The sequence below is a fragment of the Salinicoccus sp. HZC-1 genome (assembly GCF_046736035.1).
GTDB lineage: Bacteria > Bacillota > Bacilli > Staphylococcales > Salinicoccaceae > Salinicoccus.
The window spans coordinates 138,380-161,941 of sequence record NZ_CP177130.1 but is presented as its reverse complement, the minus strand read 5'-3'; the positions used below and the strand labels follow the sequence as shown (position 1 = coordinate 161,941).

General features: G+C 39.7%; 24 protein-coding genes, 2 riboswitches and 1 other annotated feature. Of the genes, 9 read left to right on the top strand and 15 right to left on the bottom strand.

What is annotated here, in order from left to right:
* The first annotated feature begins 98 nt into the window (after positions 1–98).
* Positions 99–995, top strand: coding sequence for a LysR substrate-binding domain-containing protein (locus tag ACKRAT_RS00760; protein WP_411843215.1), 897 nt, complete (start codon positions 99–101; stop codon positions 993–995).
* 1 nt (position 996) lies between these two features.
* On the opposite strand, the gene ACKRAT_RS00755 is transcribed toward ACKRAT_RS00760, so the two are convergent.
* Entirely contained in the window at positions 997–1,311 is a 315-nt protein-coding gene (locus ACKRAT_RS00755) for a DMT family transporter (protein ID WP_411843214.1), read from the bottom strand.
* A 2-nt stretch (positions 1,312–1,313) separates the two neighbouring features.
* Complete coding sequence (locus tag ACKRAT_RS00750) at positions 1,314–1,652, bottom strand: DMT family transporter (protein WP_411843213.1); 339 nt, start codon at positions 1,650–1,652, stop codon at positions 1,314–1,316.
* A 52-nt stretch (positions 1,653–1,704) separates the two neighbouring features.
* Positions 1,705–1,803, bottom strand: a riboswitch (guanidine-I (ykkC/yxkD leader).
* Between the two features lie 373 nt (positions 1,804–2,176).
* Between ACKRAT_RS00750 and ACKRAT_RS00745 the strand changes: the two genes are divergently transcribed.
* Positions 2,177–2,692, top strand: a complete 516-nt coding sequence (locus tag ACKRAT_RS00745) for a cysteine hydrolase family protein (RefSeq protein WP_411843212.1) — start codon at positions 2,177–2,179, stop codon at positions 2,690–2,692.
* A 167-nt stretch (positions 2,693–2,859) separates the two neighbouring features.
* Here ACKRAT_RS00745 and ACKRAT_RS00740 read toward each other — a convergent pair whose 3' ends face one another.
* The 3 genes from ACKRAT_RS00740 to ACKRAT_RS00730 all read right to left on the bottom strand — a co-directional run bounded on the left by ACKRAT_RS00740 (position 2,860) and on the right by ACKRAT_RS00730 (position 5,069).
* On the bottom strand, positions 2,860–3,939 hold the full coding sequence (locus tag ACKRAT_RS00740) for a hypothetical protein (RefSeq protein ID WP_411843211.1): 1,080 nt from the start codon (positions 3,937–3,939) through the stop codon (positions 2,860–2,862).
* A gap of 117 nt (positions 3,940–4,056) precedes the next feature.
* Complete coding sequence (locus ACKRAT_RS00735; protein WP_411843210.1) at positions 4,057–4,797, bottom strand: alpha/beta hydrolase; 741 nt, start codon at positions 4,795–4,797, stop codon at positions 4,057–4,059.
* 65 nt (positions 4,798–4,862) lie between these two features.
* Positions 4,863–5,069, bottom strand: a complete 207-nt coding sequence (locus ACKRAT_RS00730; RefSeq protein WP_411843209.1) for a hypothetical protein — start codon at positions 5,067–5,069, stop codon at positions 4,863–4,865.
* 111 nt (positions 5,070–5,180) lie between these two features.
* A riboswitch (SAM riboswitch) is annotated at positions 5,181–5,277 on the top strand.
* A 69-nt stretch (positions 5,278–5,346) separates the two neighbouring features.
* Between ACKRAT_RS00730 and ACKRAT_RS00725 the strand changes: the two genes are divergently transcribed.
* Entirely contained in the window at positions 5,347–6,624 is a 1,278-nt protein-coding gene (locus tag ACKRAT_RS00725) for an O-acetylhomoserine aminocarboxypropyltransferase/cysteine synthase family protein (protein WP_411843208.1), read from the top strand.
* Complete coding sequence (locus ACKRAT_RS00720; RefSeq protein ID WP_411843207.1) at positions 6,625–7,560, top strand: homoserine O-succinyltransferase; 936 nt, start codon at positions 6,625–6,627, stop codon at positions 7,558–7,560.
* A 76-nt stretch (positions 7,561–7,636) separates the two neighbouring features.
* Here the strand turns inward: ACKRAT_RS00720 and ACKRAT_RS00715 are convergent, their stop codons facing one another.
* The gene (locus tag ACKRAT_RS00715; protein ID WP_411843206.1) at positions 7,637–7,933 is read right to left on the bottom strand and encodes a chorismate mutase; all 297 of its coding nucleotides are present in this window, start codon (positions 7,931–7,933) and stop codon (positions 7,637–7,639) included.
* 17 nt (positions 7,934–7,950) lie between these two features.
* Positions 7,951–8,988: a 3-deoxy-7-phosphoheptulonate synthase gene (gene aroF / locus ACKRAT_RS00710; protein ID WP_411843205.1), complete on the bottom strand. Its 1,038-nt coding sequence runs from the start codon at positions 8,986–8,988 to the stop codon at positions 7,951–7,953.
* Positions 8,989–9,399: 411 nt separating this feature from the next.
* Here aroF and ACKRAT_RS00705 point away from each other — a divergent pair, with 411 nt between their 5' ends.
* Positions 9,400–10,263 carry a prephenate dehydrogenase gene (locus tag ACKRAT_RS00705; protein ID WP_411843204.1) on the top strand — a complete coding sequence of 288 codons (864 nt, stop codon included), beginning with the start codon at positions 9,400–9,402 and terminating at the stop codon, positions 10,261–10,263.
* A gap of 169 nt (positions 10,264–10,432) precedes the next feature.
* Here the strand turns inward: ACKRAT_RS00705 and guaC are convergent, their stop codons facing one another.
* Positions 10,433–11,416 (bottom strand): GMP reductase, encoded by a 984-nt coding sequence (gene guaC / locus ACKRAT_RS00700; protein ID WP_411843203.1) that lies wholly within the window; start codon positions 11,414–11,416, stop codon positions 10,433–10,435.
* A gap of 247 nt (positions 11,417–11,663) precedes the next feature.
* On the opposite strand from guaC, the gene argF reads away from it, so the two are divergent.
* A complete protein-coding gene (gene argF / locus ACKRAT_RS00695) occupies positions 11,664–12,659 on the top strand; it encodes an ornithine carbamoyltransferase (RefSeq protein WP_411844390.1) in 996 nt (331 codons plus the stop codon).
* A 397-nt stretch (positions 12,660–13,056) separates the two neighbouring features.
* A complete protein-coding gene (locus tag ACKRAT_RS00690; RefSeq protein WP_411843202.1) occupies positions 13,057–14,436 on the top strand; it encodes an MBL fold metallo-hydrolase in 1,380 nt (459 codons plus the stop codon).
* A 21-nt stretch (positions 14,437–14,457) separates the two neighbouring features.
* Here the strand turns inward: ACKRAT_RS00690 and ACKRAT_RS00685 are convergent, their stop codons facing one another.
* From ACKRAT_RS00685 to ACKRAT_RS00670, 4 genes are all read right to left on the bottom strand, one after another.
* A complete protein-coding gene (locus ACKRAT_RS00685; protein WP_411843201.1) occupies positions 14,458–15,099 on the bottom strand; it encodes a hypothetical protein in 642 nt (213 codons plus the stop codon).
* An 83-nt stretch (positions 15,100–15,182) separates the two neighbouring features.
* A complete protein-coding gene (locus ACKRAT_RS00680) occupies positions 15,183–16,007 on the bottom strand; it encodes an SDR family NAD(P)-dependent oxidoreductase (RefSeq protein ID WP_411843200.1) in 825 nt (274 codons plus the stop codon).
* 67 nt (positions 16,008–16,074) lie between these two features.
* Positions 16,075–17,154: an AI-2E family transporter gene (locus ACKRAT_RS00675; protein WP_411843199.1), complete on the bottom strand. Its 1,080-nt coding sequence runs from the start codon at positions 17,152–17,154 to the stop codon at positions 16,075–16,077.
* Positions 17,155–17,202: 48 nt separating this feature from the next.
* On the bottom strand, positions 17,203–17,997 hold the full coding sequence (locus ACKRAT_RS00670; RefSeq protein WP_411843198.1) for a MerR family transcriptional regulator: 795 nt from the start codon (positions 17,995–17,997) through the stop codon (positions 17,203–17,205).
* 396 nt (positions 17,998–18,393) lie between these two features.
* Positions 18,394–18,625: a binding site (T-box leader), on the top strand.
* Between the two features lie 61 nt (positions 18,626–18,686).
* Between ACKRAT_RS00670 and ACKRAT_RS00665 the strand changes: the two genes are divergently transcribed.
* Complete coding sequence (locus ACKRAT_RS00665; protein ID WP_411843197.1) at positions 18,687–19,778, top strand: PLP-dependent transferase; 1,092 nt, start codon at positions 18,687–18,689, stop codon at positions 19,776–19,778.
* A gap of 1 nt (position 19,779) precedes the next feature.
* Positions 19,780–20,907 (top strand): trans-sulfuration enzyme family protein, encoded by a 1,128-nt coding sequence (locus ACKRAT_RS00660; protein ID WP_411843196.1) that lies wholly within the window; start codon positions 19,780–19,782, stop codon positions 20,905–20,907.
* A 38-nt stretch (positions 20,908–20,945) separates the two neighbouring features.
* On the opposite strand, the gene ssuE is transcribed toward ACKRAT_RS00660, so the two are convergent.
* From ssuE to ACKRAT_RS00645, 3 genes are read right to left on the bottom strand one after another with little or no spacing between them, the layout of a single operon-like run.
* Complete coding sequence (gene ssuE, locus ACKRAT_RS00655) at positions 20,946–21,485, bottom strand: NADPH-dependent FMN reductase (RefSeq protein WP_411843195.1); 540 nt, start codon at positions 21,483–21,485, stop codon at positions 20,946–20,948.
* Between the two features lie 49 nt (positions 21,486–21,534).
* Entirely contained in the window at positions 21,535–22,863 is a 1,329-nt protein-coding gene (locus ACKRAT_RS00650) for an LLM class flavin-dependent oxidoreductase (RefSeq protein WP_411843194.1), read from the bottom strand.
* A 43-nt stretch (positions 22,864–22,906) separates the two neighbouring features.
* The gene (locus ACKRAT_RS00645; protein ID WP_411844476.1) at positions 22,907–23,557 is read right to left on the bottom strand and encodes an amino acid ABC transporter permease; all 651 of its coding nucleotides are present in this window, start codon (positions 23,555–23,557) and stop codon (positions 22,907–22,909) included.
* Positions 23,558–23,562: the final 5 nt, after the last annotated feature.

Here is a 23,562-nt window from a genome sequence, read left to right as displayed (position 1 = left end):
AACGCCTCCATATTTATGATAGCGCCATATGAAGGATAAATGAAATAGTATATAATTATGTTATCTATAAGTGATGATTTATGAGAGGGTGTCCTAATATGATTAATCAGGGAATTAAAGTTTTTGTAACAGTAGTAGATAAAAAGAGCTTTACCCAGGCTGCTGAGCTTTTGCACATGACCCAGCCTGCTGTTTCAAGTTACATTAAAAAACTTGAGGAAGAGCTTGGTGTTACTCTCATTGACAGATCCGGCAGAACGATAAAGCTTAATCCTGCGGGAGAAATTTATTATTATTACGCCAAAGAAATGCTGAGCATTAATGAAAGAATGCAGCATTTGATACAAGACCTGCAAAATGAATCCAGAGGGCCCATTAATATTGGAGCAAGTTATACATATGGTGAGTACATTCTTCCAAAAAAGATTGCGAAACTGTTGAATAAGCATCCTGCAATTTCGCCTGAAGTATCAATCAGCAATTCAACTTCCATTATTAAAATGGTTAAATCACATGATTTGGATATTGGTATTATTGAAGATGAGGAACGTGCAACCGACAAAGACCTAAACATCACCCGGCTGCTTAAAGACCGCCTGTATATTATCGGCAATCAAAATATGCCTGATGACCTTAATAAACAGGCGCTTGAGAAAGCAACCTGGATTATCCGTGAAGAAGGTTCGGGAACAAGAAGTTACCAGAACCATTTATTTGCTTCCCTCGACATTCACCCCAAAACCATCACATTAAGCAGCACGCAGGCGGTAAAAAGTTCTGTAGCAAACGGTATTGGCCTTACACTATTATCGAGCCATACCATTGAAGAAGAACTGAAAGTCGGCTCCCTGAAAATTATCAACAAAGAAAGTACAGAACTCAACCGTTACTTCCACCTGCTTACTCCTGACGTGAAATTTCATTCAAAAAGTACCCGCACTTTGCTTGAACTGCTTAATGAAGACAGTATTGAAACGCATTATTTTACATCATGAATTATGAAATCAACTTCAGCCCCACCACTGCGCTTATGATGAGCAGTATGAACATGATACGTCTCCAGTCTTTGGATTCATTGTAGAAAAACATGCCTAAAAGTGCCCCGCCCGATGCGCCAATACCTGTCCATACTGCATACGTCGTGCCCATCGGCAGCGTCTGAAGTGCGAAGGCAAGAAACGTGAAAGATAAACCAAAACTGCCGAGCAATATTAATAATGAAGTTATATTTTTATCTCTGTGAAGTCTATTAATGGATAATACACCCAGGACTTCAAACAAACCTGCAATAACTAATGAAAACCATGCCATAATTATTGTACCTCCTCTTTATCGCCGTCATCTGTGACCATTTTGAGGCCGATAACACCTACAAGAATCAATGCGATCAATAAAACTTTCAACGGCACAAACGGTGCACCAAATAGTACAATTTCAGAAAGTACTGTACCAAATGCACCTAAGCCAACGAAGACAGCATAAACTGTTCCGACCGGTAAATATTTACCGGCATTAATCATCAAGTAAAAACTGACATATATCGCGATAAGTGTAAATATCCACTCATGCCATGCATCCGCATGCGTCAGTCCAATAACCCAGCCGACTTCAAAAATACTCGCTATGACAACTTTAATCCATTGATTATTCATTACTCTGAACCCTCCATAATAATATGAAAAAACCCGGGATGAGAATATTATTCTCTCCCAGGCTTTTGTCCTTCCGTGTCATGGAAATTTATCCATGCGCCTCCTCTCGGACCTGACCTGCGAATGCAGCGGAACCCTAGGAGGCTTTCGATGTTTAATTAACTTCATTATGAACTACGCCGTCGCTAAAGTAACGGGTTTCTAGGAACATCTAACTTGTCCAGGCAACTTAAACGGTGCAACCGTACAGCGGTCGGATTATTTTACTACGGCCCGTCCCGGGCTTTTCAGATATTACTTGTATTGCAGGATGGCTTGGTTATCGCCTATCTGAAATATACCATCAAAACGCTGTCATCTCAAATGTTTAGCTGAAGTACAGGTCGTCCAGGACGAGATTCATCCTATGGTTAAAATTATAGATTTTCTCTCTGACGTCTCCTAATAAAATTTCACCTTTAAAAATGCAAGATATCGGGTATATTATATCAAGAAAGCATATAAATGAGATGGGAAGGGATTACATGCTTGTAGCTATAGATCTGCAGAATGATACATTTGATGCCTCTGGTTCGAGTTATGGTGAATGGACGGAAAAAATAAAAAACGACATCACTGCACGTATACAAAAAGCCATAGATGATAATGAATCAATTATATATACAAAAAACCTCTATCCTGAATTTGAACATGATCGGAGATCCACTGAGAGCATTCGATTTGATGAAACCATATATCCTGAGTTTTTTGCTCTACTGGAAAACTATGGTGATGAATACGTAAAAACTTTCTACGGGATACCTCCGGAGGAAGCTAAAAAAATTCAGGAGGAATACCAGGAGGAAGTAGAAACCAACCAAACCATAGAATTCATCGGTGTGGAAACTAATATTTGTATACTGGCCAATCTCATGGTCATACAAAATATCTTCCCCCAGGCTGATATCACTGTTAATAAAGACCTTGTCGGCAGTTCAAATGAAGATCTGCACGATAAAACACTCGAAGTATTGAAAAATATGAATGTCATTATAAAATAAAGAGGCTGGGACATAATCTTCCGCGAAAAAAAACACTTCCCATATTTTGAGTAAATAAGTGCTCAAAGTGGAAAGTGTTTTTTATTATCTTAGAAAAAATTTAGTGGAGAATAGGGCTTGAATTTATAAAAGTCGAATATTCCCGATTTATATCTTAGTCTCTTTTACTACTGAACTTTTGATCTGTTTTTCTTATTCCCCATTAAAGCAATCCATTTGATAAATAGGCCTGCTCCCAATATTAGCCCGAGATATCCCATTACCGGATATACTGTTCCTACCAGATCCGCAAATCCAGCAAAGCTCAAAATATAACCGAGGATTAGTGATAACGGCAACAGAATATTGTAACCATTGCTTTTGGGGGTGAAGAATCTGATCAGGAAAGGATATAGCATTCCTACAGCCGTATTATAAATAACAAGTAACATTGCAATGCCAAGCAATATTCCTAAAAGAGGGTGTATTTCATTCCCCAGCAGCAGCATGGGCAATGCAACATCATTTACTGCATCAAGCCTCGAGAGGATACCCGTATTAATCAGAAGCATTAATATCAGAATGATGATACTTCCGGCAATCCCACCGTAACCGGCTGTTTTACGGGACTTGGAATCTGATCCCATCATTGTGAGGAAACTAAATGCTACAGCGATAGTGAACCCGCTGTAAGTGATTGCATCCCACCACCAGGCTCCGTTGACCGTAAGTTCCGGTTTTGCAAACTGATCTGCTTCAGTCAGGGCCAGTGGAGAATTGAAATACGTGATAACTGCAATGATGATAACGACACCAAGTAAGTAAGGTGTGACTGCACCTAAAACGATTACAATTTTATTAAAATTTAAATTTAAAGTTATGTACACTGCAATAACCAATAACAATGCGCCCAGCCAGGGCGGTGTACCAAAGCTTTCATAGAATGTCGATCCGGCACCTGCAATCATGATGACTGCCACGCCGTACAGGAAAAACGCCAATATGTAATCAATAATCTTTCCGAACACGGGTCCAAATATATTCATAATCGATTCTACATGGGATTCTGACTTAAGGTCGTACCCTACGTCAGCTGTCCATTTACCTGTGAATAGTAAAAGAAGCCCTGATAGTAATACAGCGAAAACACTGATGAAACCGTTATTCGTAAAGAACTGGAGAATCTCCTGTCCTGTGGAGAATCCAGCACCGACTACGACACCGGTGTAGGCAAATCCAATCTTCAGGACATCCTTGATGTTTACCAAAATAACCACTCCATATACTTTTCGAATTTTTTAAATAGTAACTTAATAGTACACTTCTTAACTAATCATGACAAATGAGATATCCTGAAATTAAAAAACACTGCCAGATTGGCAGCGTTATTTGTTGTGGTGATCAAAAAAATCTAATATATCTTTAAAAAGCAGCTTTTTATCTTTTCCTTTCGTCATGAGATGTCCGGTATTAGGATATACTTTCATATCTTTTGCTTCCGATTCAATTTCATCGTATATGTGATCCGCACTTTCTTCATATAAAGCAGCATCTTTCCCGCCATACTTTACAGCCAAAGGCACTGAAATCTCTCCGAGCTTACTATGGACTTCATCAATCAATGATTCGAATTCCGGTAAAGATGCCATTGGCTCTTCTTCCAGCCCCTTCAATTTCTCATCAATTTCTTCATCACTTCTGCCCACGAATTCCATGAAATTTTCTGTATAGGACACTACTCTTTTGTTAAGATCTTCAATGTCCTTGCCCTGCGGCACTGACATAACTACAGCACTGTTAATATCCTCTAATGAAAATGCCGCTTTAAGGGATAATATACCGCCCAGCGATACACCACTGATTGAAATCTTATCGTATCCTTTGTCTTTAAGCAGTTCGTAACTCTCAACAACGTTATTCCACCAATCCTCCGGGCCAGATTCTACTAACGGATCCGGCCCCATGCCGTGTCCTTCGAATATTGGTATATATACTGTATACCCATTGGAATTCAAGTGTTCTCCAAGTTCTTTCATATCTCTTGTAGTGCCGGTGAAGGAATGCAGAAGAATTACTGCTTTGTCTCCGCCTTCTAAAAATACCGGATCAGGTTGTGTGATTTTCATTTTTTTCCTCCTCGTATTTTACGTTCGATCGTCCTGTTGTAAACATATTCCGCTTCACGATAGCCTTAATCAAAATCTCTCATCAGGTTCTCTATCGTCTCATTCTTACCTTTACCTTCATGTTCATACTTTAAAACTTTTTTCGTCATTTCTTCAAGCTGGCCGGCTCTGGTAGCAGCCTTCATTGTATTCTTTAAATAGTTGCGGCTGATTATGAACAGAACCAGTGCAAGTATTATCAGCATGATGATCATAAAGTCGAAAATTTCCATTACATCGCCTCCCCATATCACTTTAATTGCAGTTTTTCACTTCTTATCACAATCTTTTAAAGTGTTTGACAAATCAGAAAAAAGTTAGTAATATGAAATACAATTAAATAATACTTATCCAGAGTGGTGGAGGGACTGGCCCTATGAAACCCGGCAACCTTTTTAGTAAGGTGCTAAATCCTGCAGGTTTCCCCCTGGCAGATGAGTGAAGCGAGAGTCTCCCTTATCTTAACAAGGCAGACTCTTTTTATTATTTAAAATTAATGGAGGCGTTAAAATGACTGAAGAATACCGTTTTGAAACGAAACAACTGCATTCTGGACAAGAAGTGGATCCAACAACGAATTCACGGGCACTGCCCATTTATCAAACAACATCCTATGCCTTTGATGACGCCAAACACGCGGCTGATCTTTTCGGGTTAAAAGAAGTAGGTAATGTTTATACACGGCTCATGAACCCAACAACAAATGCGCTTGAAGTAAGGGTCGCTGAACTTGAAGGTGGTGTGGCAGGACTTGCTGTTGCTTCCGGTATGGCTGCGATTACTTATGCAGTGCAGGGTGTTGCAAATGCAGGCGATCATATTATTTCAGCATCCAGCCTCTATGGTGGTACGCATACCCTGTTCACACATACGTTTAAAAAATTTGGTATTGAAGCAACACTTGTAGATACTAAAAATCCGGAAAATGTTTCACGTGAAATAAAAGAAAACACTAAAGCAATATTCATAGAAACAGTTGGTAATCCTGAAGGTAACATTGAGGATATTAAAACTCTTGCTAAAATCGCCAATGATAATGGCATTATTCTTATTGTGGATAATACATTTGCAACCCCTTATCTGTGTCGTCCGATCGACCACGGTGCACATGTTGTAGTACACTCGGCAACTAAATTCCTCGGGGGACATGGCACTTCAATCGGTGGTGTCATTGTCGATGGCGGCAACTTTAACTGGGATAACGGCAAATTCCCAGGGCTTACTGAACCGGACCCTTCTTATCATGGCTTGATTTTTACAGAAGCTTTCGGAGAGGCGGCACTGGCATTCAAAATCAGAGTCACATTATTACGCGACACTGGAGCAGCAATTTCGCCATTCAATGCTTTTCTGCTCACTCAGGGAATTGAAACGCTCTCTCTTCGCATGGAACGCCATGTTGAGAACACACAAAAAGTTGCTGGGTTTTTAGAACAGCATGACAAAGTGGAGTGGGTGGATTACGCAGGACTGGAGTCCAGTCGATATCATGAATTACAAAAAGAATATCTGCCTAAAGGGGCCGGCGCAGTATTCACATTTGGAGTTACAGGGGGATATGATGCAGGCATAAAATTCATTGAATCCCTGGAACTTTTCTCACTGCTCGCTAATGTAGGCGATGCGAAATCATTGGTCATTCATCCGGCTTCCACCACACACTCACAACTTAACGAAGAAGAGCAGCTTAAGGGTGGCGTGAAACCTGAAACAATTCGTTTGTCTGTCGGTTTAGAGCACATCGATGATATTTTGGATGACCTTAAAAAAGGTTTGGATGCGATATAAATGCCAATTAAAATTATTGAAGGCCTCCCTGTACGGGAGCTCCTAAAAAAAGAAAATGTATATACCATTGAAGCTTCGAGAGCACACACACAGGATATTCGTCCGCTCCGTATGCTTGTTTTAAATCTTATGCCTAAAAAGGAGGAGACAGAACTTCATCTCCTCCGTCTTCTGGGCAATACACCGCTTCAAATTGATGTCGAATTTTTATACATGTCTACACATCACAGCCGGAATACACCGACGAGTCATTTGCAAAAATACTATAATTCTTTTGATGAGATTAAAGACCAAAGGTTCGATGGCATGATTGTCACCGGTGCTCCGGTCGAAAAATTAGCATTCGATCAGGTCGATTATATAGAAGAATTACGAAACATCCTCAACTGGGCCCAGACACATGTATACTCCCGATTTTTCATCTGCTGGGGTGCACAATTTGCCTTGAATCATTATTTCGGTCTTGAAAAACAGGAACTGCCAAGCAAACTCTTCGGTATTTTCAAATATGAGAATTTAAACTCCGAGCATCCGATGCTGCGTGGATTTGATGACGTATTCAATGTCCCCCAATCCAGGCATACTTCCATCGATATCGAAGCATTAAAAAACATTCATGAGCTTAATATTCTTACAGAACATCCGGAGTTCGGACCTGATATTATTGCTTCCAAAGACCAACGCGACCTGTTCATATTCGGACACCTTGAATACGAGCGTGAAACTCTGAAAAATGAATACGAACGTGATGTGTCGACCGGACAGCATATAGATCTGCCACACAACTATTTCCCGGGTGATAACTCCTCAAATACACCTCTTTTCAGCTGGAAAAGCCATGGACACAACCTTTTTAATAACTGGATCAATGAAACATATCAAAATACGTATTACAATCTGGAGAATCTGGAAAATTTGACGGATTTGAAAAAATGATAAACACTGCCTGAGGCGGTGTTTATTTTTATGCAAAAAAAGAAGCTGAGGTACAGGACCCCGGCTTCTAAGATTTTCATATATTATTAATGGGAGATTCGTAATCTTTAAGATTTTCATGCTGACGTTTTCTGGAGAGCGCCATTAGATGTCTGAAAAACGAGGCTGCGTGCCGTTCTAAAGTCTCATCCTTTAGTCTTCCCACATTTTTGTCCACAACTTCTTCTTCTCTTGCTTCATCAAAAATAGGAATATCATTTTGCTGCTTATAGTCTGCTATTCTGCTGGACACTTCCATCCGGGCTTCAAACAGTTCCATAAGCTCTTGGTCAATTTTATCAATCCTATCCCTTAGTTTTTCATGTGTATCCATTGGCCGCCCTCCTTTAATTATTTTTGAACGATTGCTTCCATACCTGTCGTCTTTTTCTCTATTTCGAGCAGCATGTTGATTGTTGTCATCAATTCGTCGAACTCATCAGGCGTCAGACACTGCTGACCGTCACTCCATGCATTTTCAGGATCCTGGTGAACTTCAATTTGAAGACCGTTCGCCCCGGACATTACTGCCGCTTTGGCCATGGAAGGAATAATATGTCTGATACCTGCTGCGTGGGACGGGTCAATAACGATAGGCAGATGGGATTCTTTTTGAATTACCGGTACTGTCTGCAAGTCAAGCGTGTTACGTGTTGCTGTTTCGAAAGTGCGGATGCCACGTTCACAGAAAATAACGTTTTCGTTTCCTCCAGCCATAACATACTCGGCAGACATCAACCATTCTTTCATAGTTGCTGACATACCCCGTTTTAGTAGAACCGGTTTGTTCGTTTTACCAATCGCTTTTAAAAGATCGAAGTTCTGCATGTTACGGGCACCGACCTGAATGACATCGACCATTTCAACGAAATCATCAAGGTAATCAGTAGACATCAATTCGGATACTACAGGAAGGCCTGTTTCCTGCTTTGCAGTCTGCAGAATACGAAGTCCTTCAACACCAAGCCCCTGGAAAGCATAAGGAGATGTTCTCGGTTTGAATGCGCCGCCTCTTAGAGTATTGGCTCCGGCAGCCTTCAGGCGCTTTGCAAGGGCCACTGTGTCTTCTTCATTCTCTACAGAACAAGGGCCTGCACATACCATGAAGTTCTCTGCCCCTACTTTGACACCGTCAATATCGATGATGCTGTCATCTTCATGGAACTGACGGTTCGCCTTTTTGTACGGTGCTGAAATGCGGTGAACGTCGTCTACTACTTTATATCTCTTCATATCATTCTCTGTAATTTTCGAAGTGTCTCCGATCAAGCCGATGATCGTGCGGTTCTTGCCATCCGACCGGTGTACTTGAAAACCTGCCTCCTCAATATTTGTTGTCAATTCTTTAATTTCCTGTTCTTTCGCGCCTTCTTTTACGTGAATAATCATAAAATAAAACCTCCCATTAAATTTTGGTAAAAATTAAACCGCCACTTATATCTAGAATAAGTGGCGGTGGAATTTATATAATAATATACAGGTTCTCTAGCCACTTATTTTAGATAAATGGCTAGACATCACAAAATGCTTTAGCCATCACTTGATACAAACATAAAAGGTTTGTTTTACGTTTGTACGCAGGTGATGGGTACAAACGGCATCAAAAATAGCTAAAGTAAAATCGATTATGTTGTTGTTGTTTTGTAAGTAACATATATAATCGCCTCTTTTGAGATGTGTTGAGAGTAATTATATAGCGGTTAGATTGTTTTGTCAATACAGAATTATCAGAAATATTAGATTGCATGAAAAATTGTTTACGTATATACTAATTTAATATATTGAAAGTGGAGGTTTGTCATGAAAATAGTAATTGCAGGGCTGGGAAATATCGGTGGTTCATTTGCCCTTGCCATAAAAGATAACACATCTGAACATGATATATATGCGATAGATATAGACACGGAATCGCTGAAGAATGCAGAAGAAAGTGGACTTATTACAAAAGGATATGAACATCCTGAAGAGATTATTCCGCAAGCGGACCTGATAATCTTCTCCGTCTATCCAATGATTCTTAAATCTTTAGTAGAGTCATATGCCCCCTACTTTAAAGAAGGTGTTATTTTAACGGATGTAACTGGGGTGAAACGCTCCATTATAGAAGAAATTGAACCGCTTCTTCCTGATAATGCTGATTTCGTATTCGGTCATCCAATGGCGGGACGCGAGAACAGAGGGCTCTCATTCGCAAGCGGTGAAGTATTCCAGGGTGCGAATTATTTATTCACACCCACAGGGAGAAACAGCGGAGAGAATATTAAAATGCTCACTGAACTTGTGGAACAGATCGGTTTTAAAAATGTTACCTCCGTCACACCCGACTTCCATGACGAAGTCATCGGATTCACAAGCCAGCTTGCCCATGTGATTGCTGTATCCCTCATTAACAGTGATGATACAAACCGTAATACGAAAGCTTACACTGGAGATAGTTACAGAGACCTCACACGCATTACCAACATTAACGAAAAATTGTGGCCTGAGCTGTTCATTATGAATAAAGACCATCTGCTCAGTCATATTGACGGATTCAGAGACCAGCTCGATCAGCTGACAACAGCAATTGAAAATGAGGATATTGAAACAATGCAAAAAATGATGATCGAATCCAGACATCGTTATCACGATCTGCATAATTTAGATGAATCTGTCTGGAAATAATGACGTGACCGAAGCGGACTTAACGTTCCGGTTCGGTTTTTTGATTTGCTTCAACTTTTACTTGCGATTGTCAAATATACCAGTGAATGAATCCCTGTAAAGAATAAAAAAATGCCGAATCCTGTATTATTTTATAGGATTCGGCATTTTAAAATATCATTAAAATTGATTAGTAAACTTTATCACCATTGAAAATAGAATTTTTAACCATTACATAATCTACTGTACGGATGGCTTCAAGATTATTTCCACCGGCATATGAGATGGAAGACTGTAGATCCTGTTCCATTTCAGTCAATGTATCCTGCAGCAGCCCTTTATATTCTACGAACATTTTTTTGCCTTCTACATTTTTCTTTTCACCTTTTTGGAATTCAGAGGCCGAACCAAAGTACTCTTTATATTTCTTTCCATCCCGTTCCACTGTTTCTCCCGGTGATTCTTCATGACCTGCGAATAATGAGCCGATCATTACCATGGAAGCGCCAAAACGTACCGACTTGGCAATATCTCCATGTGTTCTTATACCACCATCTGCGATAATTGGTTTAGTAGCGGCTTTGGCACACCAGCGTAATGCTGCGAGCTGCCATCCCCCTGTACCAAACCCTGTCTTAATTTTAGTAATACATACTTTACCCGGTCCGATACCCACTTTTGTAGCATCTGCACCAGCGTGTTCAAGTTCACGTACTGCTTCAGGAGTCCCTACATTTCCTGCGATCAGAAAAGTTTCCGGAATGTGTTCTTTGATATATTGGATCATTTTGATTACAGCATTCGAATGGCCATGCGCAATGTCAATCGTCATATATTCAGGAATTAACCCTTCTGTTTTGAGCTGATCAATAAATGCATATTCTTCCTCTTTAACACCTACACTGATTGAAGCGATCAGGTTTTTAGACTGCATATCTCTTATGAAATTAATGCGTTCTTCCGGCTGGAACCGGTGCATGATGTAGAAGTAACCTTTTTCTGCCAATGTCAAAGCGATGTTCTCATCCACAATTGTCTGCATATTTGCCGGTACTACAGGCAACTTAAAAGTATATTTGCCGAGCGTAACTGATGTATCACATTCTGAACGGCTATTTACAACACATTTATTAGGAATAAGCTGTATATCTTCATAATCAAATACATTTTCCATGGTTTTTACCCCTCTAACACGAATATTATGACGATAATGTTTTAATTTTGTTCGCCATTCGGTATTGTATGCCATTTTGAATACAAAGTCAATCCAATGAATTAAATCCATTATACTAACTTATCTGAATATAATTATTATGCATTTTATTAAATATTTATTTGATTTTTAGCTGTTTTATTGTATAATACTCCTTAATTACTTTTTTAGGAGATGATTTCTTGGGGCGGCAAAACAATTAAAACTCATTAAATTTCAAGGCAAAAACTTTTTAAAGGAATATGACTTTAATAAAGCAGAGCTGGAGACACTAATAGACTTCGCGGAACATCTTAAAACTAAAGAAAAACACGGTATTCCTCAGCGTTTTATGAGTGGCAAACATATTGCACTCATTTTTGAAAAGCAATCCACAAGAACTAGATCTGCTTTCACAGTTGCTGCCGGTAAACTGGGTGCCTCTGTTGAATATCTAAACAAGAATGATATACAACTCGGTGCAAAAGAATCAGTCGAAGACACAGCTAAAGTATTGGGTTCTATGTTTGATGGTATAGCATTCAGAGGATTTGAGCAGGATACAGTTGAAGCACTTGGAGAATATTCAGGTGTCCCTGTCTGGAATGCTCTTACGAATGAATGGCATCCCACACAGATGCTCGCAGACTTCCTTACAATTAAGGAGCACCTTGGTACATACCAGGGGAAAACAGTGACGTTTGTTGGAGATGGCAGAAACAATGTTGCACACTCCCTGCTCGTCACCGGAGCGATACTTGGAGTGAATATAAATATTGTTGCACCGGATTCTCTTCAACCCGAACTTTCTGTTCAGAAATTGGCCAAAGAACTGCAGGAGATTTCCGGCAGTAAATCTGTAATCACTTCTAATATAGCAAAAGGGATTACAGGCAGTGATGTAATCTATACCGATGTTTGGTGTTCAATGGGTGAAGAAGAACAATTGGATGAAAGGTACGAACTTCTTAACGCTTATCAGGTCAATCAGGATATGATTGATATGACAGGCAAGCCAAACACAATCTTCCTGCACTGTCTTCCGGCGATTTACAATACTGAAACAGATATTGGAAAACTTGTTTACGAGAAGTTTGGAGAAAGTGGGTTTGAAGTGACAGATGAAGTATTCAGGGCAGAATACTCGAAAGTATTTGAACAGGCGGAGAACCGCATGCATACAATCAAAGCATTGATTGCTGTAACCTGCGGAGAAGTTTATTAAGGGTCATCAGAGAGAAAACCTATGATTTTAACCATGGGATGAATCTCGTCTTGGACGACCTGTACTTTGACTAAACATTTGAGATGACGGCGTTTTGATGGTATATTTCAGATAGGCGATAACCAAGCCATCCTGCAATACAAGTAATATCGGAAAGGCCTGGGACGGGCCGTAGTAAAATAATCCGACCACTGTTCGGTTGCACCGTTTAAGTTGCCTGGACAAGTTAGATGTTCCTAGAAACCCGTTACTTTAGTGACGGCGTAGTTCATTAGTTTATTAAAAGAGCAGATCTCAGATCTGTTCTTTTAATTTTGTTAAGAAAACATTTATTCAATGCTTTTTCATTCATTTTTTCTTATAATTGAGGCAGAGTTTAAATAAGGAGAGTGGCGTAATGTATTTCAAACAGCTGTATGACAACAAGCTTTCTCAAACCTCTTACTTAGTAGGATGTCAGCAGACAAAAGAAGCAATCGTCATAGATCCATCACGCATTCTTGATGAATATATAAAAATTGCTGAAAATGAAGGTTATAAAATTACTCATGCAACTGAGACTCATATTCATGCAGACTTTGCATCCGGTCTCAGAGATGCTGCCAGAAAACTCGGTTCGGCACTTTATGTATCCGATGAAGGAAATGAAGATTGGAAATATCAAAATGTGCCTAAAAATACAGTTTTCTTAAAAGATGGTGATATTATCAATGTCGGTAATGTCGAATTAAAAGTCATTCATACCCCTGGCCACACACCGGAAAGCATCAGCTTTATGCTGACTGATAAAGGTGCCGGCAGTGAGATCTCCATGGGTATGTTCACCGGTGATTTCCTATTTGTAGGAGATATTGGCCGTCCGGATCTTTTAGAAGAAACAACAAATGCTGAAGGCGCCACTGAAGAAGGTGCAAACCAAATGTTCGAATCGATTCAAAAAATTAAAGATTTACCTGAATTGCTGCAGGTGTGGCCGGGCCACGGTGCAGGTTCGCCTTGCGGTAAATCTCTAGGCGCTGTCCCCCTCTCCACACTCGGGTATGAGAAAGTAAACAACTGGGTATTCAACACAGAAGACCAGCAAAGTTTTATTGACGAATTAACAAGTGATCAGCCGGAGCCCCCTACTTACTTTTCTCAAATGAAAAAGGTGAATAAAGAGGGACTTCCTGAATTTAATCTTAAAGAAGTCACAGTCGATACACCAGATGACTTGATTGGACAGGTTTTTGATTTAAGAAATAAGGAAGAATTCAATAAGAGTTTTATGAACGGCTCGTATAACATCCCTTATAATAAAAAGTTTCTTCAATTTGCAGGCTGGTACATTGATTACAATCAGCCGATGACAGTTATCGCTGATCCTAAAATCAGTGAAATACTGCAGAAAGACCTTGCTTCTATTGGTTATGATAAGCTTGAGCTTATTGTCCCGGAAGAGAAAGCAGATAAGTACTTTAATGACAGCTATGAAAATGTTTCAACTGAAATATTTGCTTCAGATTATAAAAATGCCAAAGTACTTGATGTACGTACAGCAAAAGAATATAGTGCCGGAAATGTAGAAGATGCTGCCCAGGTTCATTATGGTCATTTACTTAATAAAGACCTTCCCTTCGATAAAAAAGATAAAATTTACGTTCACTGCCAGTCCGGCATCCGTTCCGCTATCGCTTTAAGTGCTTTAAAAGCTAAAGGATATGAGAATGCAGTAAACGTTGAAAAAGGATTCATTGGTATTAAAAAAGCGATGTCCTCTTCAAAACCAGCACTATAGTAAAAAATGGACCGTTACTCCTTATGGGAGCTGCGGTCCATTTTCATCTCTCATCCCTTTTTCAGTTGTTGCCAGAACATAAATTATGCTGCCTGTAATCCACCATTGTATTAATGACAATGAGAATATAACTTCGCCATTAAATACGAAGAAACGCACGATCAGCTGCATTATAAACAGCGTTATGGATATAAGCACTATCACTCTGAAACGGTGCCATATGAAGTATATAGCGCCAAGTGCGCCGAGCGATACAACAGCAAGAATGATATACGGCCCCTGTGTAATTGCCCTAAGTTCCAAAACACCATATAATGCTATAAAAGCAACACTGAAAATGCTGTATGCTTCCGCATAATATAGACTGTTGGAGCGATATATCATGTATAAGAACATAACGATAAGTCCAATTAATACACCCCATTGTCCTCCGTTCTGATAAAGAACATTTAACGGTGATTCGATAAATGAACTCCAGTTAAAAGGGATATAGGAAAGCTTATATATTAAGAAAAGTATGGCCGCCCCGTTTAACCAAAAGCTGAACAAATTTTTCTTTTCATCTGAATTCCAGATCATTAAATAAGAAATTAGCAGAGCCAATAAAAACGCAATATATAAAGATGGAATCTCAATTGATCCAATTGTAAATGATTCAAGCATAGTATCCGTCCTGTTCAAGAAATAATGACATCTCATTAATGATGACATTGTTTTACTTTAAATTAAAGCAAGAAGCCCGTTATTTATTTTAATCTCTTTATCCCTTCTCTAATAACAAAGTCATATGCTTCAGCAGGCAGTAGTTTGCTTAGATATGACAAGACGAGAGAATCTTTGGTCGTTCTGTAAATTGGTTTTACCTTCTCACCGATGAGGCCTTTAACCATTATATCCCTGGTCCTGTCCGGACTGGGCGCACGGTCAAAAGCTTTGAGCATGTACTGCTTCAGCTCTTTCATTAACGGGGAATATGCGCCGCCTTCGGTATTGATATAATTTTTCTCTAGAGCAACTTCTCCAAATGATGTTTTCACGATTCCCGGCTCAATCATTACTACATCAATCCCCTGAGATTTCACTTCTTGCCTTAATGCTGTTCCAAGCGCTTTAATACTATGTTTGGTCGCAGCATAATACCCCATTCCTGCACTCGATACATGCGCAGCGGAAGAACTTGTAATCACGATACGGCCAGACGAATTTGCTCTCATTGTGGGCAATACTGAACGGATTGTTTCTACAGCACCGAATACATTGACTTCGAATTGTCTGACCATGACTTCATTGGGGACCTCTTCAATGGGACCATAGACACCATATCCTGCATTTACGAGTACAGCATCAATATTTCCGACTTCACTTTCAATTCTTTCTCTAATGCTGTGGATTTGTCCCTGATCAGTTATGTCCAAAGGATAAGAATGCGCACCTTCTTTAACAAGGACATCCAGCAGTTCTGCACGCCTTGCACTTACGCATACTTCATGTGTAGTTTCTCTGAGTAATTTTAATGCTGTTGCCATGCCAAAGCCGCTGGAGGCACCAGTAATCCATATTACTTTTGTCATTACAACCACTCCCCTAAACTTTAAATTAAAAACGTCCTTCTGTGAGAGAAGAACGTTTTCATTTGAATCAGGATTCATTGATCATTGTTTTAGCAATATTACTTCGGTAACGGAATAGATTCTGAATCGTCGTTTTTACAACCGCATAGAATGGTATCGCAATAAGCATGCCGACAAAACCGGCAATATTACCTGCAGCAAGGACAACTGTGATAACAGTCAACGGGTGTAAATGCAGCGTTTGTCCCATAACGTTAGGCGTTACTATGTTTGCATCAATCTGCTGTGCAACGAGGGTGATCCCCGCCACCCATATCGCCAGCACAGGATCCTGGACTAAAGCAAAGAGTAATGCAGGGGCAAATGCAATCCAGGGTCCTACAAAAGGAATAACATTCATAAATAATGCAAATAACGCCAGTAGTATAGCGTAGTCTAAATCGATGATTACATATCCTGTATAAAGCATTGTTGCCAATATAACGCTGACCAGTACCTGCCCTTGTATAAATGCTCTGAGCGTATAATCGATATCATAAAGAAGTTCAATCAAAAACTGTTTGACTGTTCCAGAAAATGGTTTTGTTACTGCAGGAATAAATTTCTCATGATCTTTTAGAATAAAGAAGAAAAAGAATGGGACTAATATAAACGTAAGCAACACACCTATCGTATTCGCCAGCACTGTTATTACTCTTGATGACAAATTCTCTAATATCTCAGTTGCTTGATTGATCGTCTCATCCACTTGTTTTTGAATATCAAAAGGCAAACGCTCTCTCTGTGTCATTAAAAATTCTAGAAGCGACTCAAATTCCCTTTGTAACTGGGGCATTTTCGCGATTAAGTTCTGAGTTTCGGTAGCAATCATTGGTACTATAATTGATCCCAATGCTATGACTACCAGCAAAACAATCATGAATATGACAGTTATGCTTAATAATCTGTTTGTCCTGCGACGTTCCAGTAACCGCTGAATAGGTTCAGTAATATAATATAACAGACCGCCTAGTAATAATGGGAAGAAAATCGTAGTTAATATTATAGACAGTGGTTCAAATATTACTTGAATCCGGATGGCTAAAGCAACAATCAATAGTGTAATAACAATTGCGATTCCCGTTTGAAACCAATTCTTATTCGTCATATTTGCGATTTCCTTTGCCGATATTTATCGTTTAGTATGCTGCGACAATTATTTCTTGAATATACCAAACAGCTTACTGAAGTATCCGCCCTTCTCTTCTTCCTTCTTAAGAGATTGTTCTGCAGTATTCTCATCGGGTGTAAGACTATTGTCATTATTGTTTTCGTCATTTCCGTAGTTGCTCATGTCTATGTTGGAAGTATTGGAATCCTCTACAGATGTTTTTTCATCCGCAGTCACTTCTTCATCTGCAGGCGCCTTCTCTTCTGCAAGCTCATTTTGACTGCTTTCTTCCCGGGGCGGTTCTTCAAATTCACTTGTATCTTCATTATTATTAGAATCATTGATTTTATCAGATTCCCATTCAGCAGTTTCAGTATTCGCATTATTATCGCGATATTCCAAAGATAAAGGTTCGTTATACTTACTGTAAGCTTCAAGTCGTTCAACGAGACTGTGAACGTTATGTTTGAGTTCACGATTCTCCTGCTGCATTACTTCCAGCTTATCCATCACGGCGCCAAGCATTTTATCGATATCATTATTAGTAATATTTGCAGGTGTGTTCCCACTTTTCTCAGAAATTATATGCGGCACTTTTTCGATAATTTCATCAGCTGCCGTTTCGAGAGTATATCCCGGTTGTTTGGCCAGCTTTATGAACTCTTTCAGTACTGCTATATCTTCCTGTGAAAACAAGCGTCTGTTATGTTCATCTTTTGCAACTTCATACTTTCTGTCTTCCAACAGTCTCACATATTTCCGGACGTTCTGATCAGATAGCTCAACCATATCCTTAACCTGAGCTGTCGTGTAATATACTGCATGATTTGTCTCTCTCATATGTATTCAATCTCCCATTGTTTTATCATTATTTTATCATTATAACGTCTATCACTACGTTTTTCCACTATTTCTCCATATTGAAAGTCCATAAAATTTTTATAGCGCTGTAATTATACTGATGCGAACTGCGTTATAGACATGCTTAAAGTATTGCATAAATTGAGTTTTTAAGCGTTACTTGATAATTTAACACTATAACGTTATAGTGTTAAATTTTAGGATTCGATTTTTTAAAATAGTTGATATTAACATTGGATAACGTTGGCATAAAGCATGTGCGCCCGGCGTTATTTAAAAAGTGAGTTTTGATTATTTAAATATATCAGATAATATTGTTGACTTTATTCCTTTTAGTTTGTATATTAATCTAAACTTATAGTTTAACTAAAAACTACAATAGCGTTGAAGAGAAGAGTAGTTATTGGAACAATTTACAGAGAGCTGCTGTGGGCTGGAAAGCAGTATTGAATCAATAATGAATATGGTCTCTGAGCTTCATCATTCAAAAGATGTTGGTGGGTCCCGCCCATTATAGCGGCACAGTAAACATATATACTGTATGAGGCTGGAATAGTGATATTTCAGTGAATATAAGGTGGTACCACGATTAGCTTTCGTCCTTCTATCCTGATTAAAGTTCAGGTAGAGTGTCGAAAGCTTTTTTATATTAAAGGAGGTTACCAGAAATGGAAACAAAATTAGCTCAAATAGGTATCAAGAATGATTCGACAGGGGCAACCACAAGTCCTATATACACTGCAACGGCTTATGAACATGAAAAGCTTGGGGCATCCACAGGTTACGACTATACTAGAACTAAAAATCCTACCAGGTCACACTTTGAAGAAGCATTTGCTGAACTTGAGAACGGGGCGAGTTCTTTCGCAACGTCAAGTGGCATGGCTGCGATCCAACTCGTTTGCACTCTTTTCAAACCCGGCGATGAAGTACTGGTGAGCTTCGATCTTTATGGCGGTACTTTTAGAATGTTCGATTTTTATGAAAAACAGTATAACGTGAAATTTAAATATGTTGATTTTGCTGATATTGATGCAGTTAAAGAGAAATTGAACGACAATACCAGAGCATTTTTCATTGAACCTGTAACGAATCCTTCAATGATAGAAGTACCATTGCATTCTCTATATGAAATTGCTCAGAGCAGCGGTATATTGACGATACTGGACAATACATTCCTTACGCCTTTTTATTACACACCATTGAGTGACGGAGCAGATGTAGTACTTCACTCGGCGACAAAATATATCGGCGGGCACAATGATGTTTTGGCCGGTGTCGTTACGGTTAAAGACGAGCAACTGGCAGAGACGCTGTCTGCTTACCATAATATGATTGGAGCAACATTATCTCCTTTTGACAGCTACCTGCTTCTCAGAGGCCTGAAAACACTTCATGTACGTATGGAACGTGCTACAGAAAACGCTAAAGTATTAGCGGAACATTTTACTGCTGACGAAGCGATTGACGAAGTATTATACGCTGGCAGGACGGGTATGCTCAGCCTACGGTTAAAACAGGAATATAGTGCAGCTTCAGTTTTAGAGAATATCAGAGTCTGTACATTCGCTGAAAGTCTGGGTGGAACCGAGACTTTTATCACATTTCCGTTTACCCAGACCCATGCTGATATGCCTGATGAAGAGAAAGTAAAACGTGGTATTGACGAAAAGCTATTAAGACTTTCAGTCGGAATTGAAAATGTAGATGATATTAAAGCTGATTTAACGCAGGCGCTAAATAAAGCAAAAAGGGGATAATATGAAAAATTCTATAGATACTGACATGATTATTGATAATAAACGCGGCAAAGAATATGATACTGCGAACCAGCCGTTATACTATTCCACAGCATTCCTCCGTCCAAGTTTAGATGATGAGGAAGCACATCTATATGTACGCAACAGCAACCCTAACAGGGAGAAACTTGAAGAGAAACTTGCACGTCTTGAAAATGGAAAATATGGTTTTGCATTCAATTCCGGCATGTCCGCCATAACTGCTGCATTAATGACTTTTTCTCCTGGCGACCATGTTATAATGCCGAGCGATATGTATGGCGGCACTTACGAGTTGAGCAAAACCATCTTAAAGCGCTATCAACTCAACCTAACTGCAGTAGATCAATCCAACTTGTATAGCGTTGCGAATGCCGTTACAAAGGATACTAAAGCGATATATATTGAAACGCCATCCAACCCGACATTAAAAGTTACCGACATCAAAAAGATTGTTGAAATCGCAAAGAAAAACAATCTGATTACAATTGTCGATAACACATTCATGACACCTCTTGGCCAAAGCCCGCTCAGCCTCGGAGTAGATATTGTTGTCCATAGTGCAACTAAGTTTTTAGGCGGCCACAGTGATGTTCTCGCCGGAGCCGTTATCGTTAATGATGAAGAGATTAAAAACAGCCTGCAGGAACTGCAGGTCGTCATGGGCATGGGACTCGGAACTTATGACTGCTGGACTTTGAATCAACACCTTAAAACATTGTCGATTCGCTGGAAACAATCTACTGAGAACACCGATAAATTATATGAGTTCTTTAAATCTCATGAAGGCATCACAAATATTTATTATCCGGGTGAAGATAAACTTCATCTGTCCCAGGCAAGTCATGGCGGGGCGGTGATCAGTTTCAGAATAAAAGATGAATCCAAGGCTCAGGTATTTGTGGACAAGCTCAATATCCCACTCGTATCAGTGAGTCTTGGAGGTGTGGAATCCATCCTTTCCCATCCAAAGACATCCAGTCATAAAGCACTAACTGAAGAAGAAAGGCAGGACAGGGGAATTACAGATGGGTTGTTCAGGCTTTCCGTTGGTATCGAAGACGCAGACGACTTAATCAGTGACATAAGACAGGCTCTCGACAGCATATAAAAAGAAGGCACCCCCGGCGGGTGCCTTCTTTTGTTGTTTCATGAGAAACTTTTCTCCAAATCCATTTTTTCTAGTAAATCTTCAATCTGTGTTTCTGTACGCTGTATCAGTTCCGCTTCCTGAATAGGGGAGTCTGACGTTTTATCAACCTGGCTGTCCAAATAATATACACCTTTAAGCGTCGTGCCCTTAAGCGTTGAAATTAATGGTTTAAGTGCGTATTCCAAAGCGAGCAGATGGGAGATGCTGCCCCCGGACATAACGGGGAGCACCGGTGTATCCTTAAAAGCATCTTGTGGTAAAATATCAAACAAGCTTTTTAATACGCCTGAGTAGGCTGCCTTATAAACCGGTGAACCTACGATAACACCTTTTGCATTTTTTATATTTTCCGCAATATCATTTACTTCAGGGCTGTTGAAATTGCCAAACATTAGATCTTCTGCTGGAACATCTCTGACTGATATATGACCGACAGATAATCCTTTGTTTTTTAGAATATTACCTATATATTTCAATACACTCTGAGATCTCGATTCTGATGAGGGACTGCCTGAAATAATTACGATATCATACATGGTATCTTCCTCTCTGTACAGATAATTGATACTGCTCATGATAGTGCTTTTATACTTTTGTTCCTTTTTTTGTATACTGGTTTTCTTTAAATTTCAACCCCAGGTTTTCTCTTAAGGTTTCACCGGCATATTCACGCGTATAGTTACCGTTCTCCTCTAGAATCGGTATAACATATTCTATGAATTCATCATACTGATCACCGAATGTCTGAGGCGTGAATACAAAGCCGTCTGCTGCTCCATTTTCCACCCATTCAATCATTTTATGCGCCACCTGCTCATAAGTGCCGGAAAATGCATCTTTGGGAGAGGCTACATCCAATGCGACTTCTCTCAAGGTGGAGCCATTTTCTGCAGCTTTCTTTTTTATGTTGTCTGTAGTAGATCTAAAACTGTTTTTACCGACATCCCCGATATCAGGGAACGGTTCATCCAATGGGTGCTGGCTGAAATCGTAGTGGTCGAAAAATCTCCCTAATACTTCCAGTGCCTTATCGATGGTAATCAAATTCTTAATTTCTTCATGTTTCCGGTTAACATCTTCTTCAGTGGCACCGATGATTGGAGACAGGGAAGGAAGTATTAAGACTTCTCCTTCTTCTCTGCCATTTTCAACCGCCTGTGACTTAATATCGTCATAGTATTCTTTGTTTTTTTCAAATGAATTTGCATGTGTGAAAACCGCTTCTCCGTATTTTGCTGCAAAAGCCCTTCCTGTTTCAGATGCACCGGCCTGGAAAATGACAGGCTGGCCTTGTTTGGACCTCTGAATATTTAACGGGCCTTTTATATTAAAGAAATCCCCTTTGTAATCCAGTGTATGGAGTTTCTCTTTATCAAAGAATTCACCCGTTTCACGGTTTCTGATAAAAGCGTCATCTTCCCATGAATCCCATAGACCTTGTGCCACTTCTATATATTCGCCAGCCATTTGATAACGCACTGAATGCTCAGGATGATTTCCTTTACTGAAGTTTCCGGCACTGCCTTCCAACGGCGTTGTAACGACGTTCCAACCCGCACGGCCATTACTGATCTGATCGATTGTTGCCAACTGTCTCGAAATATTGTACGGCTCACTATATGTTGTTGATACAGTACCGGCCAAGCCGATTTTAGATGTAAGTGGGGCCAACGCAGATAAAAGCGTCATGGGTTCAAAACGGTTTAGGAAATGAGGGATGGATTTTTCATTAATATGAACACCATCTGCAATAAATAGAAATTCAAACCCTGCTTCTTCAGCTCTTTTCGTAACGTTCAAATAATACTCAAAATTGATGCTTCCATCAATGACAGTATCCTCTGCTCTCCATGAATACGGATGCGCACCCGGGCCTTGAACCAGGATTCCAAGCTTAATCTGCTTCTTACTCATGCTTCCACCACTTTCCAATTATTTTCTTGATTTAAATAATACATCATGCTTCGTACGGTTTGTTAATTCTTGCTTCATACCACTTCTGGAGCCAGCTGTATAAAATAGTCATACCCCAATATATGATGCCGACGGCAAGATAGGCTTCGAAAAACTGTAACGTTGCTGTAGCGAGCAGCTTACCCTGTGCAAGCAGCTCTGTAACCCCGATTGTAAAGGCAAGGGAAGAGTTTTTTATCAATCCTATAAACATATTTCCTGTCGCCGGAATAGCATTTCTAACCGCTTGGGGAAGTACAATGCCCCATACCGCCTGACGATATGTCAATCCTGTCGATATAGCCGCTTCAGTCTGTCCTTTATCGACTGATATCAGTGCTGCCCTGAATATTTCTGCAAGGTATGCTGATGTATTTAAACTAAATGCAATTATAGCTGCATTGACGGCCGACAGGGAGGTTAACCACGGAAATAGCTGTGGCAACCCAAAGTAGATCATCAGCAGCTGTACAAGCACCGGCGTGCCTCTGAAGAATGAAATGTACAGTTTTGACAACTGCAGAACTACCGGCACTTTATTGACCAGAATTAAAGATAGGAAAACACCTATTATGACTGCAATAATCATTGAAGCAATCGCCAGATATAAAGTGATTGGAATGTATACCAGCAGCTGGGGCAGTATTTCGATCATGTAAC

Coding starts and splice junctions, on each gene's coding strand:
- ACKRAT_RS00760 (WP_411843215.1), top strand. CDS start 99: ATGATTAATCAGGGAATTAAAGTTTTTGTAACAGTAGTAGATAAAAAG.
- ACKRAT_RS00755 (WP_411843214.1), bottom strand. CDS start 1,311: ATGGCATGGTTTTCATTAGTTATTGCAGGTTTGTTTGAAGTCCTGGGT.
- ACKRAT_RS00750 (WP_411843213.1), bottom strand. CDS start 1,652: ATGAATAATCAATGGATTAAAGTTGTCATAGCGAGTATTTTTGAAGTC.
- ACKRAT_RS00745 (WP_411843212.1), top strand. CDS start 2,177: ATGCTTGTAGCTATAGATCTGCAGAATGATACATTTGATGCCTCTGGT.
- ACKRAT_RS00735 (WP_411843210.1), bottom strand. CDS start 4,797: ATGAAAATCACACAACCTGATCCGGTATTTTTAGAAGGCGGAGACAAA.
- ACKRAT_RS00730 (WP_411843209.1), bottom strand. CDS start 5,069: ATGGAAATTTTCGACTTTATGATCATCATGCTGATAATACTTGCACTG.
- ACKRAT_RS00725 (WP_411843208.1), top strand. CDS start 5,347: ATGACTGAAGAATACCGTTTTGAAACGAAACAACTGCATTCTGGACAA.
- ACKRAT_RS00720 (WP_411843207.1), top strand. CDS start 6,625: ATGCCAATTAAAATTATTGAAGGCCTCCCTGTACGGGAGCTCCTAAAA.
- ACKRAT_RS00715 (WP_411843206.1), bottom strand. CDS start 7,933: ATGGATACACATGAAAAACTAAGGGATAGGATTGATAAAATTGACCAA.
- aroF (WP_411843205.1), bottom strand. CDS start 8,988: ATGATTATTCACGTAAAAGAAGGCGCGAAAGAACAGGAAATTAAAGAA.
- ACKRAT_RS00705 (WP_411843204.1), top strand. CDS start 9,400: ATGAAAATAGTAATTGCAGGGCTGGGAAATATCGGTGGTTCATTTGCC.
- guaC (WP_411843203.1), bottom strand. CDS start 11,416: ATGGAAAATGTATTTGATTATGAAGATATACAGCTTATTCCTAATAAA.
- ACKRAT_RS00690 (WP_411843202.1), top strand. CDS start 13,057: ATGTATTTCAAACAGCTGTATGACAACAAGCTTTCTCAAACCTCTTAC.
- ACKRAT_RS00685 (WP_411843201.1), bottom strand. CDS start 15,099: ATGCTTGAATCATTTACAATTGGATCAATTGAGATTCCATCTTTATAT.
- ACKRAT_RS00680 (WP_411843200.1), bottom strand. CDS start 16,007: ATGACAAAAGTAATATGGATTACTGGTGCCTCCAGCGGCTTTGGCATG.
- ACKRAT_RS00675 (WP_411843199.1), bottom strand. CDS start 17,154: ATGACGAATAAGAATTGGTTTCAAACGGGAATCGCAATTGTTATTACA.
- ACKRAT_RS00670 (WP_411843198.1), bottom strand. CDS start 17,997: ATGAGAGAGACAAATCATGCAGTATATTACACGACAGCTCAGGTTAAG.
- ACKRAT_RS00665 (WP_411843197.1), top strand. CDS start 18,687: ATGGAAACAAAATTAGCTCAAATAGGTATCAAGAATGATTCGACAGGG.
- ACKRAT_RS00660 (WP_411843196.1), top strand. CDS start 19,780: ATGAAAAATTCTATAGATACTGACATGATTATTGATAATAAACGCGGC.
- ssuE (WP_411843195.1), bottom strand. CDS start 21,485: ATGTATGATATCGTAATTATTTCAGGCAGTCCCTCATCAGAATCGAGA.
- ACKRAT_RS00650 (WP_411843194.1), bottom strand. CDS start 22,863: ATGAGTAAGAAGCAGATTAAGCTTGGAATCCTGGTTCAAGGCCCGGGT.
- ACKRAT_RS00645 (WP_411844476.1), bottom strand. CDS start 23,557: ATGATCGAAATACTGCCCCAGCTGCTGGTATACATTCCAATCACTTTA.